Source organism: Chitinophaga caseinilytica (genome assembly GCF_038396765.1).
Taxonomy (GTDB): Bacteria; Bacteroidota; Bacteroidia; order Chitinophagales; family Chitinophagaceae; genus Chitinophaga; species Chitinophaga caseinilytica.
The window spans coordinates 5,750,579-5,767,668 of record NZ_CP150096.1 but is presented as its reverse complement, the minus strand read 5'-3'; the positions used below and the strand labels follow the sequence as shown (position 1 = coordinate 5,767,668).

Genomic DNA, 17,090 nt, shown 5'->3' with positions numbered 1-17,090 from the left:
CATAAAAAAACCGGACCCGATGGCAGTCGGGGCCGGCAAGGATGTAAGGGCAAACCATGACAAATGGATTTCCACGGCATTCCACGTTCCTGGCCTTTCAGCCAGGCGGGATTTTTATTACCCTAACAAACCAAAATTATGCAAATTAGTGCTATTTGTACGCGGTATTTTACGCGGCGATGGATTTACAAAACGCTGTTGTGTATGAAGTTTTCCGCAATTTTGCTATTCGCTGCGTGCCTGCAGGTGAGCGCAAAAAGCCTGGCGCAGCAGGTCTCGCTTTCGGAAAAGAACGCCTCTCTCGAAAAACTCTTCCGGACGATCGAAAAACAAACAGGCTATGTATTTTTTTATGATCATCTGCTGATCGACAAAGCACCGCGCATCAACGTGAAGGCGAGCAACCTTCCGCTGGAGGAAGCCGTGGAACTGGTGCTCAAAGACCAGCCGCTTTCCTATTCGATCATCGGGAAAAATATCGTCATCAAGGAACGGCGGACCGTTTTCTCGCCCTTGTCTCCCGTAAAAGTGTTCGTACAGGATACGATGCTCAATATCACCGGCCGCGTGCTCGACGTCGACGGCTCGCCGCTCCCCGGAGCCACGGTGGCCGTGAAGGGCAGTGGTTCCCAGGGCACGGTAACCGACGCCGAAGGCTATTTCAAGCTGCGCGTGGCGCGGGGCACCGTGATCGAAGTCACGTACATCGGGTTTAAAAGCGCCGAGAAAACCGCGCTGATCGAGCAGCCCATGCAATTCACCCTCACGGCGCAGGCCGCCAGTGCAGACGAGTTCGTGGTAGTGGGCTACGGCACCGTCCGCAAGAGCGACCTTACCGGTTCCCTCAGCCAGGTGAAGTCCAAAGAAATCAACGCGTTCCCGTCCACCAATATCATGCAGGCGCTCAACGGCCGTGCGGCAGGCGTTCGCGTGATCCAGAACGGTGGCTCCCCGGGCGGCGGGGTTTCCGTCCGCATCCGCGGCACCAACTCCATCCTCGGTGGCAACGAACCGCTGTATGTAATCGATGGTTTCCCGTACGACGGCAATCCTACTTTCCTGCAAAATGCGGATATCGAGTCGATGGAAATCCTCAAAGACGCATCCTCCACCGCTATATATGGTTCCCGCGGCGCCAACGGCGTGGTGATGATCACCACCAAAGGCGGCCGTAAAGGCGAACGGACGAAAGTGGACATCGACGCGGGATACACCTGGCAGTTCGTTTCCAAAAAAATGGATCTCATGAACGCCCGCGAATATGCGCTCCTGTATAACGAACAGGCGCGTAATGATGGTGTGGCGGAATATTTCACACCAGCGCATATCGACAGCCTGAGTAAAAATCCCGGTACCGACTGGCAAGACATCGTGCTGCGCACCGCGCCGATCTACAATTTCAGCGCCACGGTCAACGGCGGAACGGATAAAACCCGCTTCTCGCTGTCTGGCTCCGCGTTCCTGCAAGACGGGATCGTGAAAACGAGCGACTATAAACGGTATAACCTCCGCGGTAACATCGAGCACGATATCAGCAAGGTTTTCAGCGTGTCTGTCAACACGATACTCACACGCCTCAACAGCGCCCGCCAGAATTCCGGGCTCGGCAACCGCGGGAGCGACCTGATCTCGGGCATGCTCATGGCGCCGCCTTCGCTTTCGCCTTATCTGCCAGACGGCAGTTACCGCCGCCTGAATACGGCGTATCCCTTTATCTCGAACGTAATTATCAATCCGCTCGTTTTCATCAATGAACGGACAGACAAAATCCAGGGCGATCGCGTGCTGGCCAATGCGGCGCTGACCATCAAACCGATGAAAGGCCTTTCCATCCGCATTTCCGGCGGGATAGACAATCTGAACGACCGGACAGACCAGTTCCAGAACATCGAGCCTACGACGAACAACGTCGGCAATGCTGCGGTGTATACATCGCAATACACGAGCCTGCTGAACGAGAACGTGGCAACATATACCAACACCTTCGGCGATCATTCCATTACGGCCATGGCGGGTTTTACTTACCAGGACAAGATTTCGACGAGCATGAACGGTTCCGGGACGGGGTTCCTTTCCAATGTGGTGAACACGGGGAACCTGCAGGGCGCCCTTACGCCGGGTATCCCTGCTTCCGGCTACGCGAAATGGGCGCTGCTGTCGTACCTCGGCCGCGTGAACTATTCCTTCCAGGATAAATACCTGCTGACGGCGAGCATCCGCAGAGATGGTTCTTCCCGCTATTCCGACGGGCAGCAGTGGGAGAATTTCCCGTCGGCCGCCATCGCCTGGAAGGCTTCCAACGAACCGTTCCTGAAACGCTCCAAAGTTATCTCCGATCTGAAAGTGCGGGCCAGCTGGGGATTGTCGGGCAACCCGTCTATCGGGCCGTACTCCACACTGCGCCAGCTCGGGTCGCTCAATACCATTTTCGGCGATCAACTGGGGATCGGATTTGCGCCAGGGGCCACGCTCCCGGGGGATCTCCGCTGGGAAGTGACGCGCCAGGCAGACATGGGCGTTGATGCGGCATTCCTGAAAAACAACCTGCGCGTCACCTTCGACGTGTATCACAAAAAGACCCGCGACCTGCTCAACAACGTGAAGCTGCCCGTTTCGATGGGCTATGCCACCACCGTGCAGAATGTAGGCGAGATCGAGAACAAGGGTTTCGAGATCGGAGTGGAAGCGAACCTGTTCCAGGCGCGCGAAGTGTCGTGGAACCTCAGCGCCAACCTCGGCTTGAACCGGAACAAGGTACTGAAGCTGTATAACGGGCAGGACATCAACGGCGAAACGTTCTACACCGGTTCCGTACAGGATTTCATCAATATTCTCCGCGAAGGCAAGCCCCTGGGCGTGTTTTACGGCTATAAGGAAATCGGGTACACGGAAACGGGGAACCTCAAATACGAAGACATCAACAAAGACGGGATGATCAACGCGGCCGATAAAACCTTCATCGGCGATCCCAACCCGGATTTCATCTACGGCCTCAATTCCGTGACTTCCTATAAAGGGTTTGAGCTGACGGTTTTCATCCAGGGCTCGCAGGGCAACGACCTGTTCAACCTGAACCGCGTAGGCGCGCTGGACCTCGGCATGGGCCTCAACCTGCCCCGCGAGGTGTACGACAACCACTGGACGCCGCAGAACACCAATGCCAAATATCCCCGCATCACGCGGACGCTGACGGCGAACATGTCGTCCAGGTTCGTGGAAGACGGTTCGTACCTGCGTTTCCGCAACATCCAGCTGGCGTATAATCTGCCCGTTTCCAATATGGCGAAATGGTTCCGTTCCGCACAGGTGTATGTGAGCGGCCAGAACCTCATCACCTTCACGAAATATTCCTGGTACGATCCGGAAGTGAACGCCTATGGCGGCTCCAACTCCATCTCGCAAGGTATCGACTACTCCATTTATCCGATGAGCAAATCGGTGACGGTAGGCATCCGCTGCGGGTTCTGATCATTTTTCATCTTCCAATCCACCATTATGAAACAAATTGCAATACTGATATTAACGATGCTGGTGATGGCGGGCTGTTCCGACGCGCTCGAGGAAAAGCCGCAGTCCATCGCAGCGGAACTGTTCTATAACACGCCCGCCGAAGTGGAAGCCGGCCTCAACGCCATTTACGTGCCCATCCGCCGCGGCAGCACGCTCGGCGCACTGTACGAATGCCAGCACGAGATTTATACCGAATATATGTATGGCCGCGGCAGCCACGCGCCGCTGAACGATTTCACGGGGCTCGACCAAACCAACGTGACCCGCGTGGGCGATATGTGGGCCGCGTTTTACGAATCCATCCGCAATGCGAACATCGTCATCGAAAGGGCGCCGCTGGGGAAGAAATTGTCGCCGGCGCAGGTAGACGTGTACCTGGCCGAAGCGAAATTCCTGCGTGCGCTCAACTATTTCTACCTTGTCCGCAACTGGGGCGGCGTGCCAATCCGCGACGAAAAGAACATGAACGACCGGGAGCTGGCGCGCAATTCGCAGGAGCAAGTGTACGCATTCATCCTGGCAGACCTGGAATGGGCAGAACCGAAATTGCCGGACAACCCGCGGCTGAGCGGCGCGCCGTCGAAATCGTCGGCCAGGGCGCTGCTGACGGATGTGTATATGAACCTCCACCAGTACGATAAAGCGCGCGACATGGCGGTCAACATCATCAATTCCGGGAAATTCAGTCTCGTGAAAGTGGACGTCGCGGAGGATTTCGAGAAAGTTTTCGGGGCGGATATTTCCACTTCGCCGGAAGAGATTTTTTACCTGAAATATGCGCGGGTGCCTAATGGACAAGGGTTTTCATATCCCATGTACTGTCATTACCCCAATTCCGGGTTTTATCCGCCGGGAGGATATTATACTTTTTACAGCGATTCCGAGCAAAATCCTTTCATCAAAAGCTGGGATAAGAACGATCTGCGCTATACATTTAACTGGTACCCGCAAACGTTCGGTCTTGGGTCTACCACCATCCTGCTGAAGAAGTTCAAGGACAAGCAGGCGGTTTCGGCCGGGGGGAACGATTATCCCATGTACCGTTATGCCGACATCCTGTTGTTTTACGCGGAATGCGTGGCGCAGGCGGGTGCGCCCAATGCCGACGCGATGGAGAAACTGAATATGGTGCGCCGCAGGGCTTACGGAAAAAATCCCCTGACGGCCGATCCTGCGATAGATTTCAAGCTGGCAGACTACAGCGGCAAACAGGCGTTCATCGACCTGGTGGTGCGCGAGCGCGGGTATGAAAATTGCGGGGAGTCGAAGCGGTGGCTCGATCTGAAGCGGCTCGGCATCGCCAAACAGGTCATCCTGGCCGGGAAAGGAAAGACGATGGCCGACAGGCATCTGCTCTGGCCGATCCCGGTAATAGAAACGAATTATAACAAAGCCATAGATCCCGTGAAGGATCAGAATCCCGGTTACTAATCCAATTGAAGTAAAATGCAAACAATCAGAAAGACAGTACTGTATTGCCTGCTGGCATTGCCCGGCAGCGTAATGGCGCAGCAGGTGAGGGAAGTGGACATTTGTGTGTACGGCGGCTCTTCCGCCGGCGTGATCGCTGCATACACGGCCAAGAAATTGAATAAATCCGTAGTGGTGATCGAGCCCGGCAAGCGTTTGGGCGGCCTCACTTCCGGCGGTTTGGGCTATACCGACATCGGTAACAAATACGCCATCTCCGGTATTTCCCGCGATTATTACCGCAGGATCGGGAAGCATTACGGGAAGTTCGAGACCTGGATCTTCGAACCGTCCGTCGCCGAAAAAGTGTTTAAGCAATACGTGCAGGAAGCGGCGCTCGATATCGTGTACGACCATCGTATCACCAAAGCGACGAAATCAGGCGGGAAGGTGACGGAAATACAACTGGAATCCTCCGTGGGAGGAACGCCCAAAGTCTCCACCGTTCGCGCGAAAATGTATATCGACTGCTCCTACGAAGGCGACCTCCTCGCGCTGGCGGGCATTTCCTTCACGGTGGGCCGCGAAGCCAACGCGCAGTACGGTGAAACCTACAACGGTGTGCAACTGCGCGACAAGCACCAGTTCCCCGAAGGTATCGATCCCTACAAAACCCCCGGCGATCCCAACAGCGGCGTGCTCTGGGGCATCAGCACCGAGCCCCTGGCGGCTCAGGGCGCGGGCGACAAAAAAGTGCAGGCGTACAATTTCCGCATCTGCCTGTCCAACCAACCCGAAAACAGGGTGCCCATCACCCGGCCGGAAGGTTATGACTCCACGCGCTACGAACTGCTGCTGCGCGTGGTAGAGCGCATCAAGCCGGGCAATCTCAACGGCATCCTCAAATTCGACCGCATGCCCAACCACAAGACAGACATCAACAACAACGGTTCCTTTTCCACCGATATGATCGGTATGAACTGGAATTATCCCGAGGCTGATTACGCCACCCGCGCCAAAATCACCAAAGAGCATGAGCTGTACAATAAAGGACTGCTGTACTTCATCGGCCACGATCCCCGCATGCCCGAAAATCTCCGCAAGGAAATGTTGCAATGGGGGTATCCGAAAGATGAATATGTGGAATTCGGGAACTGGTCGCCGCAGATGTACGTCCGCGAAGCGCGCCGCATGGTGGGCGCTTACGTGATGACGCAGGCCAATTGCGAAGGCCGCGATACGGTCGACGATGGCGTGGGCATGGCCGCCTACACCATGGATTCCCACAACTGCCAGCGCATTATCGTAGACGGTATGGTGAAAAACGAAGGCGATGTGCAGATCGGTGGATTCGGGCCGTATCCTATTTCGTACCGTTCCATCATCCCGAAAGCGGAAGATTGCGGGAACGTGCTGGTGACCATTTGCCTGTCGGCCTCCCACATCGCTTACGGTTCCATCCGCATGGAGCCTGTGTTCATGGTGCTGGGCCAATCGGCTGCCACCGCCGCATCCATGGCTATCGACGCGAAGCAGACGGTGCAGCAGGTAGACGTGGCCAAGCTCCGGGAAACCCTGCGCGCGCGGCCACTGGCTACCAACGCCACGGCGGAGATCCTCGTGGATAACGACGATCAGCAGCAGGTGACCGTAACCGGCAATTGGAAGAAGATCAACCGCGGTGCGTATGGCCCGTCGGCCTATGTGTCGGAAAATGGCGCCGCCGGCACGGTGCGCTTCACGCCGAAAGTGGTGCGCAGCGGCATGTACAAGGTGTATTCCTATGTGCCCAAACAGGCGGACATGGCAAAGCATACCAGCATCAAAATGTCGACCGACGGAAAGTCCGTGAAACCGTTGGATTTTGCGGCGGATGCGGTGAAGGTGGAAGGACAGACTTCGGGCGAGTGGGTAGACCTGGGCACGGTGAAGCTTACCAAAGGAGGGAAAGGATATGTGGAAATCACGACAGACGGTGCGGATGGGGTTGTGATCGCGGATGCAGTGCTGTTTATTCCGGTGCAGTAAATATTTGAATAGTAGCATAGAAAAAGCCCGCCATCCCGGCGGGCTTTTCTTATTTGACCACTATCTATTGAAGGATGGGCTTGCCTTTCAGGAACACCTGAACGGGCCGGAACAGCACGCGAATGTCTTGCAGCGGATCGGCGTCGAGGAGGAGCAGGTCGGCGCGCATGCCGGGGCGTACCCGGCCACGGTCGTACTGGCCACAGACGTTCGCGCTGTTCAGCGTTGCCGCCTGGATGACTTCCGCCGCATTCATCCCGCATTTTTGCTGGAGCAGCAGCATTTCCTGGAGAAGCGGTACTTCGCCGGTTGTGGGATAGATCCAGTCGGTGCCGGTAACGATTTTTACACCTTTGCGATGTGCGATCCGGGTGACGACGGCGGCGCTGTGCATCTTGTTGTTTTCGGCATGGAAAACGGTGGGGTCGAGGAAGATGGATTTGGCGGCCATGCGTTGCACCAGTTTTTCTATGACAACCGTATCCAGCCGGAAATCCTTTTTGTACAGTGCGCCCCAGGCCTTGCCGATCTCGAGCGTATCGCCGGGCAGTTGCTGGAATGCGAAGTCATTGGCGTGCGACATACTGTTGACGCCTGCTTCCACGTCCACTTCCGGTTTGCAGGGGAACACGGCGGCGTGGCTCCAGGCCTGTAAGCCGGCCTGGTGGGCGGCGGTAGTGATGTCGCGGAGTTGCTGGGCGCTGAGGTCGGCGTAGATCTTGATGCCGGTAACGCCCGCATCGCGCGCCGCTTTCATGGCCGCTGCCAGGTCTACCCCGGGAAAGACGGCCTTGTACCAGGCGCTGTTACCGAGATCGCCGTCCCTTCCCGACCGGCGGATCAGGTCAAAATATCCCGGCCCGGCAAACTGTGCTGCGTAGTAGATATCGGGCCCAATGGTTTTGCCGGAACGCACGTCGCGCTTCAGGGCGGCGAGGTAGCGCGCGTCGCCGGCCATATCGCGGACGGTCGTGATGCCGTGGCGGGCCATATTGCCCACGATGCTGTCGGTCTCTTGCCGTGCTTTGGAAAGGTCTTCGTCTACCACCGTGGCCAGGTGAACGTGGGCGTCTGTGAGGCCGGGTGCGAGGAAGCGGCCGGAGCAGTCGATCGTTTCGGTGTTGGGGAGTTTCCGGGGAACTTTGGTGTAGATTTCCCGGATAACGCCGTTGATGATGAGCACGGACGCGCGTCTCGGTTGCACGGCGGCATCGCCGTCAATGATGGTTACGTTTTTCAGGAGGAGCTGTTGTGCCGAAGCGCCCGTCCCGCATATAAAAATCAAAGCAAACAATACAGCGTATCGCATCAGTCTATTTTTTCGAGTTCAGGTAATTCCACATGCTGCCGGATAATTTTTCCGGACTTGTCGATAAGGAAGGTAGCGGGCAGCGATTTTACCTTGTATGCCGCCACAACAGGGCTTTTCATGCCTTCCGGCGTTACCAGCTGCGGCCAGGGGATTTTATCGGCCGCTACGGCTTTCCGCCAGAGCTCGTCTTTTTCATCCACCGAAATAGAAACGATTTCGATGCCTTTTTTCTTCAGTGCATCGTAATGCGGCGCCAGTTTGCGGTTGCCGGCGCGGCAGGGTGTACACCACGATGCCCATACGTCGAGCAGCACATATCGGTTAGTTGCCAGCAGGCTTTCCAACGACACCAGGTCGCCGTTGATGGAGCGCAGGGAAAACGCCGGTGCGGTTTGTCCGGTCATGTTGTTGCTGGCGGCTTCTGCCTGCTTTTCTTCCAGCTTTGCCAGCGTGGCCGAGGCCCAGGGTTGTTGGCGGAAGGAGGGGATGAGCCTGGAAAGGGAGGCATCCGTCCATGCAAATGCGTATTGGTAAGCGCTCCAGGCACCGGCGAGGTTGCCGGAATGCTTCAGGGCAAAGGCGAGCCGCTTATCCTGCACTTCGGTGGCCATGCGGTTGGTGGCGGCATTGAGGGCGAGTTTCTTTTCCATGTCCTGCTCATTGCCGTATTCCACGCCCAGCTTGCTCCACTCGGCTTCCAGCGGCTTGAGGCTTTTTTCGAAGGAAACGAGTTGCTGCAGTACCGCATCGCCCTTTACGACTACCTGCGTGTCTTTCCCGACAACGATGTCAATAGGTTGGCGGGACGAGAATACGGTAGCGTTGGCCCAGGGCTTCCGCAGCTGAACGGAATACACGGCCCGTCCGTTGTCGGGCAACAGGATGGAAATGTGCCCATCTTTCAGGAGTGGCGTGTCGATGAGCTGGCGTGTCGGCCATTCGCGGTAGATCGTCACTTTCGACCCGTCGGCATGCAGGGGCGTGGAGATCCGCAATTGCTGGGCAAACCCGCAGGAAACGGTTGCGAGGAAGGCGGCGGTGAACCATGTTTTTTTCATGTGGGAACGGGTTAAGCCCGGGGCACCGTGTACCCCGGGCATGAATGGTTAGTTTCTGATATTGGGAAGAATGGCAGGGTTGATGAGCATGATCTTCGGCGCGATCTCCATCTGGTAGTTCGGCGAACCGGCGGGCAGGCGGTAGGTTTGGCCGTTATGCGTACGCTCGAGATCTTTTTTGAAGCGCGGGTCCTGGTTCAGGCGTTTCAGGTCGAACAGGCGAACGCCCTTGTAGAGCAGTTCCAGTCTTCTTTCCCGGAGTACGAGTTGCAGGGCCTCGTCTGCGTTCGCCGCCGCGAGGGGCACATAATCTTCGGGTTTGAAGCGCTTCTGGCGAAGGGTGTTCAGCAGGGCCACGGCCTCGTCTTTCTGATTGTTGCGGGCCAGCACTTCGGCTTTGATGAGCATCATCTCGGGCACGCCGATGCTGAAGTTCACGGCTCCGCGGAGATAATCCGGGAACGCTCCGGCAGGGGTGGAAGCCGAGAACGGGATGCGGGTAAATGCGAATACGTAACGGAGGTCCTTTTCGCCGATGATGCCCAGCAGTTCCGGCGAGATCATGAACCGCGTGAAAGTACCGGTTTGGCCGTTGGTGCGGGGGAAGAGGTTTTCCGGGTTGAGTTCCGCGGCCGGTTTGTTTTTGACGCCGCTGTATGGCTTCGCCGGGTTTGAAAAGGAGAAGGTGTTATGATCGAGCAGTGTAGCGTTGTAGGTTAACGCTTTTTCGGCGAAGGTTTTCGCTTCGGTATAATGCCCCATGTACAGTTGCACGCGGGCCATCAGTGCCGTGGCCGCGGCCTTCCCGGGATGCACGTAGTTGCGGCCCACGTCGGGCAGCGATGCGGTGGCGAGGGCGTCGTTCAGGTCTTTGAGCACCTGGTCGTAAATGGCCTGCACCGTAGCGCGGGTGGTTTTGGCTTCCAGGTCGGGGATCAGCAGCAGGGGAGTACCCAGGTCTTTGCCCGCTGTAGCCGGCGTGTATTCCTTGCCGTAGATATTGGCGAGATGGAAGAAAGCCCATGCCCGGTGGATCTTGGCTTCCGCCTTGATGCGGGCTTTATCTTCCGCCGTGCCTTCCGTGGCCGCGTCGATCTTGTCGAGCACCAGGTTGCAATTGAATACATTGGTGTAGATGCGGCTCCATTCGCTATCGTCTTCCGTCACCAGCATCGTTTCCTTCTGCCAGAGGTAAATTTTGGTAGTGCGGGCCACGAGCCGCGCGTTTTCTTCGCTGAAAAGAAGGTCGTCTGTCGCGAATTCCGGGCTGATGTAACCCGCATCGGCCAGCACCACGTCGTTCATGAACAGTTCATAATCCGCCACGGTAGTTGGAAGGATCCTGCCTTTCGGCGTAACGTCGAGGAATTTTTTGCAGCCGCCTGCCGTGAGGGCAAGCGCCGCGGCGATATATAGCGTGATTTTTTTCATGTGCTTCATTTTTTACAGGTCAACCCTTAAAGTCAATGTAGTAACGCGCGGTTCAGGCAGGAAATACGTTCCCGTCACCGGATCTACCGCTTCGGGATCGATGCCGAATTTGTTTTTCTTCCACAGCGCCACATTGTTCATCTGCGCTACTACGGAAACGCTTTTCAGGAAGCTGCGCTTGAGGAGCGTGGAAGGCAATTTATATCCGAGCTGCACCTCACGGAGACGGATGTAAGCGCCGGGCATTTCGCTGTTGGTCGAATACTGGATCGCACGTTCGCGGCCGTCATAGAAATCGGCCGGGTCCCAGGAAGGGTGATGGAAGCCAGGTCGGTAGCGGCTTCGTCGCCCGGTTTGCGCCAACGTTCAGACACGCGTGCGTCGTAGTTGGTGCCGAAGGCGAGCCCGTTCATATCCGGTGTATACCGGCGGATGATGTTGCCGAAATTGTATGTCAGGAACGCGCTGGCAAAGATGTCTTTGTAATAGAAGATGTTCGTAAACCCTCCTGAATAAGGCGCCCTGTATACGCCATTGTTCACCAGCGAAGAGAGCACGGCCTGCTTCACTTTCTCGTTGTTGTCTCCATACACGAGCGGATTGCCGCGCTCGTCCAGCCCCGCCCAGCGGTAGCTCCAGAATGCTTCGCGCGGGTAACCTTCCACATACGTGCCGCCGCCGCTCACCCGGCTAATGGCAGGGTTACTATCCTGGATCTTGTTGTCGGTGATCTTGTTTTTGTTGAAACCGGCGTTCAGGCGAGACGACCAGCGGAATCCCTTCCCGTCGATAATGTTGGCCTGGATAGCGAGGTCTACACCCTTGTTGGTCATCTTCGATGCGTTGATCTTGAACGTGTTGAAGCCCACCGTAGGGTCGAGCAGCACGCTGCCGAGCAGGTCGTACCCATAACGGTTGTACACGTCTACCGACACCTGGAACCTGTCTTTCAGCAAACCGAGGTCAAGCCCGGCGTTGATGGTACGCGTGCGTTCCCAGCGGAGTTTCGGGTTGTAGTAGTTGACGCGTGCGCGATAATCCGCCAGGGCGGCCTGGAAGGTACGGGTGGCTACCAGCAAGGGCGTAGTCTCGCGGTCGTAGTTGCCCGTGAGGCCCGCGGTAACGCGGAGTTTCAGCATGCTCACGGCCGGTACGCGGAAGAAGTTTTCTTCGGCCACGTTCCACGCGCCACCCACAGACCATAACGGGGTGCGGCGGTATTTGGGATCGGCGCCGAACATGTTCGACTGGTCTACCCGGTAGCTTCCTGTGAAGGTATATCGGTCGTCGTAAGTATACACGGCAGTCCCATAGTAAGACCGTTCGCGCACATCGTTGTAGCTGAACCGGTCGAGGCTGTTGGGATCGAATGATGCGAGTCCACTGCCGTTCCACCAGATCAACCCGGGCTGTGCGAGTTTTTTCTGATCGATGTATTGCCAGGCCAGCAGCTCGTCGTCGTACCCGAATTTCCGGAAGCTGAACCCGTCGGTGACGTTTTTCTTCATTTCGAAACCGGCGATCGCGCTTATAAAGTGTTTGGAATCGATCAGCGTGGAGTAGTTCAGTTGTGAGCGCCACGCCCAGTTGTTGTAGGAGGTTTCCGACTGGTCGAGCATGTTGCCGATAGGGATATTGAAAATTACCTTCCCGTTTTCCACGTTGGCGTAGCGGTTGATGTAGGAACGGGCGGCGTAGGCGTCTTTATCGGTGATCTTCCTGGTGCTGGATTTCAACCGGTCGTACAGGAAGCTGGAATTGACCGTCAGGCCTTTCCAGATTTTCCATGCCGCACCAATTTTCGCGCGGATGCCGAATTTTTTGGTAAGGTTATCGGCCAGCAGCGATTCTTCGATGAGGTTTCTGCCGTTGTCGAGATACCCCATTTTTACGATCTCGTCGTTGGAGCCTTTATTGAATGCGATGTATTCGCGGATGTAATTGCCCTGTTCGTCGCGCAGCAACTGGTATGGCGGCAATTGCTGGACATCGAAATTGGAAGCCCCGGCGGCTTTCGAACTGCCGGAAATGGCGTTGATGTCTACGTTCACGCTGAAGTTGCGGGTTACTTCGATATCGTTGCGGGCGTTGAGCTGGAAGAGTTCTTCCTTGTTGCCGATGAAGTTCGATTTGTTATTGTCGTACGATCCGGAAATCATATAGCGGTACCGGTCGCTACCGCCAGAAAACGAGAGGTAATGGTTCTGCCGGATGCCGGTGCGGGTGAGCCCGTCGCGGATCTGGCTTTGGTTGGAAATGCCGCCCAGGGAGTCGCGCATGCGGGTGTAGTCAGACTGGCTGATATCGCCGGCGTCGAGGCGGAGGAGCAGGTCGAAAGACGGGGAATAGCCGTTGGTGCCGCCCGCGAACATCGCCGGGAAAACATACCCTTTATCGTACAATTCCTTGTCGTAATCCAGGATATCTGTAGCCGAAGCGCGATGCAGCTTCGAGTAATCCGGCCGTTGCGTGAAATACGTATTGGCGGCGTAGTTGATGCGGACTTTCCCGTCTTTGCCACGTTTGGTGGTAATGACGATCACGCCATTGGAAGCGCGGGCGCCCCAGATCGCCGCTGCTGCCGCGTCTTTGAGCACGTCGATCTTTTCCACGTCGTTCATATTGTCCGGCAACTGGTTCACCGGGAACCCGTCTACCACGATCAGCGGCTGGTTCCTGTCAACAGCGATGGCACTGCCGCCGCGCATCTGCAGGTCTACGCCGGCCGACTGGCGGTCGCGCGCAAGGCCTGTGTACCGTGTGGCCAGTGTAAGCCCGGGGATGCTGCCTTCCAGGATCTGATTGAGCGACTGGCTGCTCCTGCGCTCGATCTCCTGCGGAGAAAGGGAGGAATACGCGCCGGTGGTGTTTTTCTTCGCGAGGGATTGGTAGCCGGTGGAGATCACTACTTCGCGGATGGCCTGGGCAGCAGGTTTCAGCGTCACGTTGAGCATGGTGTTGGCGCCTGCTTCCTGTTGGCTGGTCTCGTATCCGAGATAACTGATGATGAGCTGCGACGAGTTGCCTTTCAGCTTGAGATTGAAATATCCCTTTTCATCGGTGATGGTGGCGCTGGTGGTGCCACTTTCACGAACGGTGACGCCTGGCGCATAGATGATCCGGTCGCCGTCGAGCAGGCCCACGCGCCCTTTCACCACGCGCTCCTGGTACACGGGGTCCAGCGAGCGGGCGCTTTTCAGGCTTACACTGATCATATTGTCCTGCTGCCGGAAAAGGAAATCATAATGTTCCGTCAGGTACTGCAACGCCTCTTCGAGGCTGCGGGTGTTTTGCGGCATGGAAATGACGGCGTTCTTCGCGGTCACGGAACCGGTATAGAAGAAGCGGACCTTGTACCGGGCGCCCAAAGTTTTGAAAACCTTCTCGACGGGCTCCTTCTGGAAACCGGCCGTTTCCTGCTGGCGGGCGTGCAGCACCTGCGTGGGCAGCAGCTGGCCCGGTAAGGTAAGGGCAATAAAGAGTAGCGTCGTCCGTGAAGACAACAGTCGGCGAATACATTGCATAACGCTTGCTATGTTGGTTGATTAATGAATAATGATTTCGGTAGAATCCTCGTTTATCTCATATCGCTTGTTTAATGTAAAGCAAAGCACTTCGAGCACTTCGGTCAGTCGGTCGTTGCGGAACCTCCCCGAGAAGGTTTCCTTTTTCGGATCGAAATCCTGCAACGCTATCCGGATATTATATACCGCTTCCAACTGGCGGACGGCCTCGGTGAGCGGCGTATTGTCGAATACGATTTCTTCTGCTTTCCAGGTGTGGAGCTCGGCAGCCCGGAACGTGCCGCGCTGCGGCGCAGCGGTGGCGCCGGGGCGGAGATCGAGCCGGTCTGAAGGCCCGAGCACGGCAATAAGCTCCGGTTTTTTACCGGCTACATATTCCACTTTCACCTTACCTTCTTCCAGCAACACCTGCAAACTATCCGGCCGGATGCTCACGCGGAAGGAAGTGCCCAGCGCCGTGATCAGGTATTCTCCCGCCAGCACGCTGAAGGGTTTGCGGGGATCTTGGACCACTTTGAAATAGGCGGTGCCTTCCAGTCGTACGAGGCGGCGATGGTTGCCGTAATCATTTTCCAGTTCCACGAGCGTGCCATGTTCCAGTAGCACAACGCTGCTGTCCGGCAATAAGAGGTTCTTGCGGGCGTTCTGCGCGGCGGTTTCGATGACGGGCGCGATGGGCGCGTGTTTGGGCCGGGTGAGGAAAATCGCCGCGGCGATGAGGACCGCCACGGATGCGGCCGCTGCTACATAGGGGAGGTAACGCCGGCGACTGCGGGCCACAACCGGTGCAGCCAGGTAGGCATCGAGCCGGTCGAGGGCGGCGGATTTTTCTTTTTCACCCCGCACCATCCAGCTGCCGATGTTGACCAGCTCGCGCGCTTCGGCGATCATGGGCGCTTTTGCAGGATGCTCCTGTAGATAGCGTTCCCAATACGCGGCATCGGCGCGGTCGGTACCGTGGCAGTAGTTGATGAAAGATGGTAGCGTGGCCAGTTTTGCAGCCGTAAATTCCCCCATGGAGCCTTTTTTTAACAAGACAGAGGCAAAACCGGGATGGATTTACCACGCGGTTTGAAAATTTTTTTCAGGAGGATGGAAGATCGGGTTAGAGGAAGAACAAATGCTGGCTGCCCACCTGGCGGCGGAGTTGGGTGATGCCCCGGTGCATGAGGTTGTACACCGTGCGGAGACTCGTGTTTTTATGGGCGGCGATCTGTTCGGGGCTCATGCCGGCGAGGTACCGCATTTCGATCACCTCGCGCTGCGCAGGCGAAAGGTTGGCCAACGCCGCCTGCACGAGGGCGAACTGCGCGGAGAACGTTTCCGCTTCGGTCATATCTGATTCGGATTGATCGGCCAGGTTGTCGAGCCCGGAAGACTGCAATTCCTTTTCCCACCCGTCCGTCAAACGGCGTTTGAAGGACGTGAGCAGGTAGGCGGAGAGATGGGCTGGTTGGGAAAGACGGGTGCGCCGTTCCCAGAGATAAATGAAAAAATCATGCAACGTATCCCTGACAAAAGCTTCTTCCCCTTTCAACCATTTACATCCCCACACGAACATCCGCGTGTAAAAATGGTCGTACAATTCCCGGAAGGCTGCTTTTTCCCCTTCGCAAAACCTGGCCCAGATGTGGCGCTCATCGAACATATGCAAGGATAAGACTTTGGTCTGCTGGTCTGTTTGTTTCCCCACAAGATAGGGAATTTCGTGTCCGGAAAAAGGGGGGCGTCACTTTTCGCCGCATTTCTGCAGGTGAAAAAGTGGGTACGGTGGATTCAGATATACGTTAAAGACGGGAAGCGAGAGGTGTATCGGAATTCATTGCAAATGTATCCGTGCGCGGCAGGAGAATATTGGAATCCCGTATATTTGGACACCCCTAAAATCGGAACATATGCAGCACAAAACCATTTACCTCACTATTTCAGCAGCGATCCTGCTGGCCGCCTGCAACAACGGCGGAAAGAAAACGACTTCAGACTCCATTCCGGAAACTCCCGCGCCGGTGGAGGCACCTGCGGCAACGGCGGCGTTCTCGCTGGAGAAGGTCCCGGTGTCGGACAAACCTTTGGGCACATTCCCGTACGTAAGTCTGGGGAAAGACTATGCCAATGCGGAGCAAAACCCCATTGCGAAAGGAGACAGCGCCCTGTTTTGGGTCGGCGATCATTTCGAGGTGGTGAAAGGCAACGTGTTTTTCAGTCGCGTGAAGGGTGGAGGCACCTGGTCGGACGCGGCTTTCCTGCAAGCGGTGGGTGACAGTGTGGTAGCGTTGGGAGGTGTGAAGGTGAACGAGAGCCAGGTGCCGTCTGACCGGATAACGGAGATCGAGCAAAACCGTTTACGGTTCAACAGCGGTTACGGGTTTATCGGGTTCAAGCCTACGGCAACGTACGTGATCCGCCGGGCAGACAATATCATTTGGGTGCAGGCGACGCCGACGGACGATGGCGCTTCGGCGGGATGGATCGTGGTGGAAACGAACCCGAAGTAAATGGATCCGGCAACGTACGTGATCCGCCGGGCAGACAATATCATTTGGGTGCAGGCGACGCCGACAGACGATGGTGCTTCGGCGGGATGGATCGTGGTGAAGACGAACCCGAAGTAATAGCGATTCCTGATCAACAGTAAGGCCCGCCGGAACGGCGGGTTTTTTCATGCCTGAAATGAATATTGTAAAAATTAATTAATTGAAAAAATTAATAACGCATAATGCAAATGGGAATATTTGTTAATGACTGAAAACTTATCTTGTTCATTTTGTTCATTTTGCATTCCGTTCATCCATCTTTGTTCATTCTCCGTTCACAACA

At 56.2% G+C, this 17,090-nt stretch carries 11 protein-coding genes; 4 read left to right on the top strand and 7 right to left on the bottom strand.

From position 1 onward, the window contains the following. Positions 1-204 precede the first annotated feature (204 nt). The 3 genes from WJU22_RS23830 to WJU22_RS23820 are packed head-to-tail and all read left to right on the top strand — an operon-like array spanning position 205 to position 6,948. Positions 205-3,468 carry a TonB-dependent receptor gene (locus WJU22_RS23830; RefSeq protein WP_341840673.1) on the top strand — a complete coding sequence of 1,088 codons (3,264 nt, stop codon included), beginning with the start codon at positions 205-207 and terminating at the stop codon, positions 3,466-3,468. A 27-nt stretch (positions 3,469-3,495) separates the two neighbouring features. Beyond that, entirely contained in the window at positions 3,496-4,941 is a 1,446-nt protein-coding gene (locus WJU22_RS23825; protein ID WP_341840672.1) for a RagB/SusD family nutrient uptake outer membrane protein, read from the top strand. A gap of 15 nt (positions 4,942-4,956) precedes the next feature. Further along, positions 4,957-6,948, top strand: a complete 1,992-nt coding sequence (locus WJU22_RS23820; RefSeq protein WP_341840671.1) for an FAD-dependent oxidoreductase — start codon at positions 4,957-4,959, stop codon at positions 6,946-6,948. 64 nt (positions 6,949-7,012) lie between these two features. On the opposite strand, the gene WJU22_RS23815 is transcribed toward WJU22_RS23820, so the two are convergent. The 7 genes from WJU22_RS23815 to WJU22_RS23785 form a co-directional block, all read right to left on the bottom strand. Then, positions 7,013-8,257: an amidohydrolase family protein gene (locus tag WJU22_RS23815; protein ID WP_341840670.1), complete on the bottom strand. Its 1,245-nt coding sequence runs from the start codon at positions 8,255-8,257 to the stop codon at positions 7,013-7,015. Beyond that, positions 8,257-9,318, bottom strand: a complete 1,062-nt coding sequence (locus WJU22_RS23810; protein WP_341840669.1) for a TlpA disulfide reductase family protein — start codon at positions 9,316-9,318, stop codon at positions 8,257-8,259. The genes WJU22_RS23815 and WJU22_RS23810 overlap by 1 nt, the downstream gene beginning before the upstream one ends. A gap of 48 nt (positions 9,319-9,366) precedes the next feature. Continuing rightward, complete coding sequence (locus WJU22_RS23805; protein WP_341840668.1) at positions 9,367-10,749, bottom strand: RagB/SusD family nutrient uptake outer membrane protein; 1,383 nt, start codon at positions 10,747-10,749, stop codon at positions 9,367-9,369. A gap of 12 nt (positions 10,750-10,761) precedes the next feature. Then, positions 10,762-10,947: a hypothetical protein gene (locus tag WJU22_RS23800; RefSeq protein WP_341840667.1), complete on the bottom strand. Its 186-nt coding sequence runs from the start codon at positions 10,945-10,947 to the stop codon at positions 10,762-10,764. Then, a complete protein-coding gene (locus WJU22_RS23795; protein WP_341840666.1) occupies positions 10,914-14,252 on the bottom strand; it encodes a SusC/RagA family TonB-linked outer membrane protein in 3,339 nt (1,112 codons plus the stop codon). Before WJU22_RS23795 ends, WJU22_RS23800 begins: the two co-directional genes overlap by 34 nt. 42 nt (positions 14,253-14,294) lie before the next feature. Continuing rightward, entirely contained in the window at positions 14,295-15,290 is a 996-nt protein-coding gene (locus WJU22_RS23790; protein WP_341840665.1) for a FecR family protein, read from the bottom strand. A gap of 88 nt (positions 15,291-15,378) precedes the next feature. Beyond that, positions 15,379-15,966 (bottom strand): sigma-70 family RNA polymerase sigma factor, encoded by a 588-nt coding sequence (locus WJU22_RS23785; protein WP_341840664.1) that lies wholly within the window; start codon positions 15,964-15,966, stop codon positions 15,379-15,381. A gap of 202 nt (positions 15,967-16,168) precedes the next feature. On the opposite strand from WJU22_RS23785, the gene WJU22_RS23780 reads away from it, so the two are divergent. Then, positions 16,169-16,768, top strand: a complete 600-nt coding sequence (locus WJU22_RS23780; protein WP_341840663.1) for a hypothetical protein — start codon at positions 16,169-16,171, stop codon at positions 16,766-16,768. Positions 16,769-17,090: the final 322 nt, after the last annotated feature.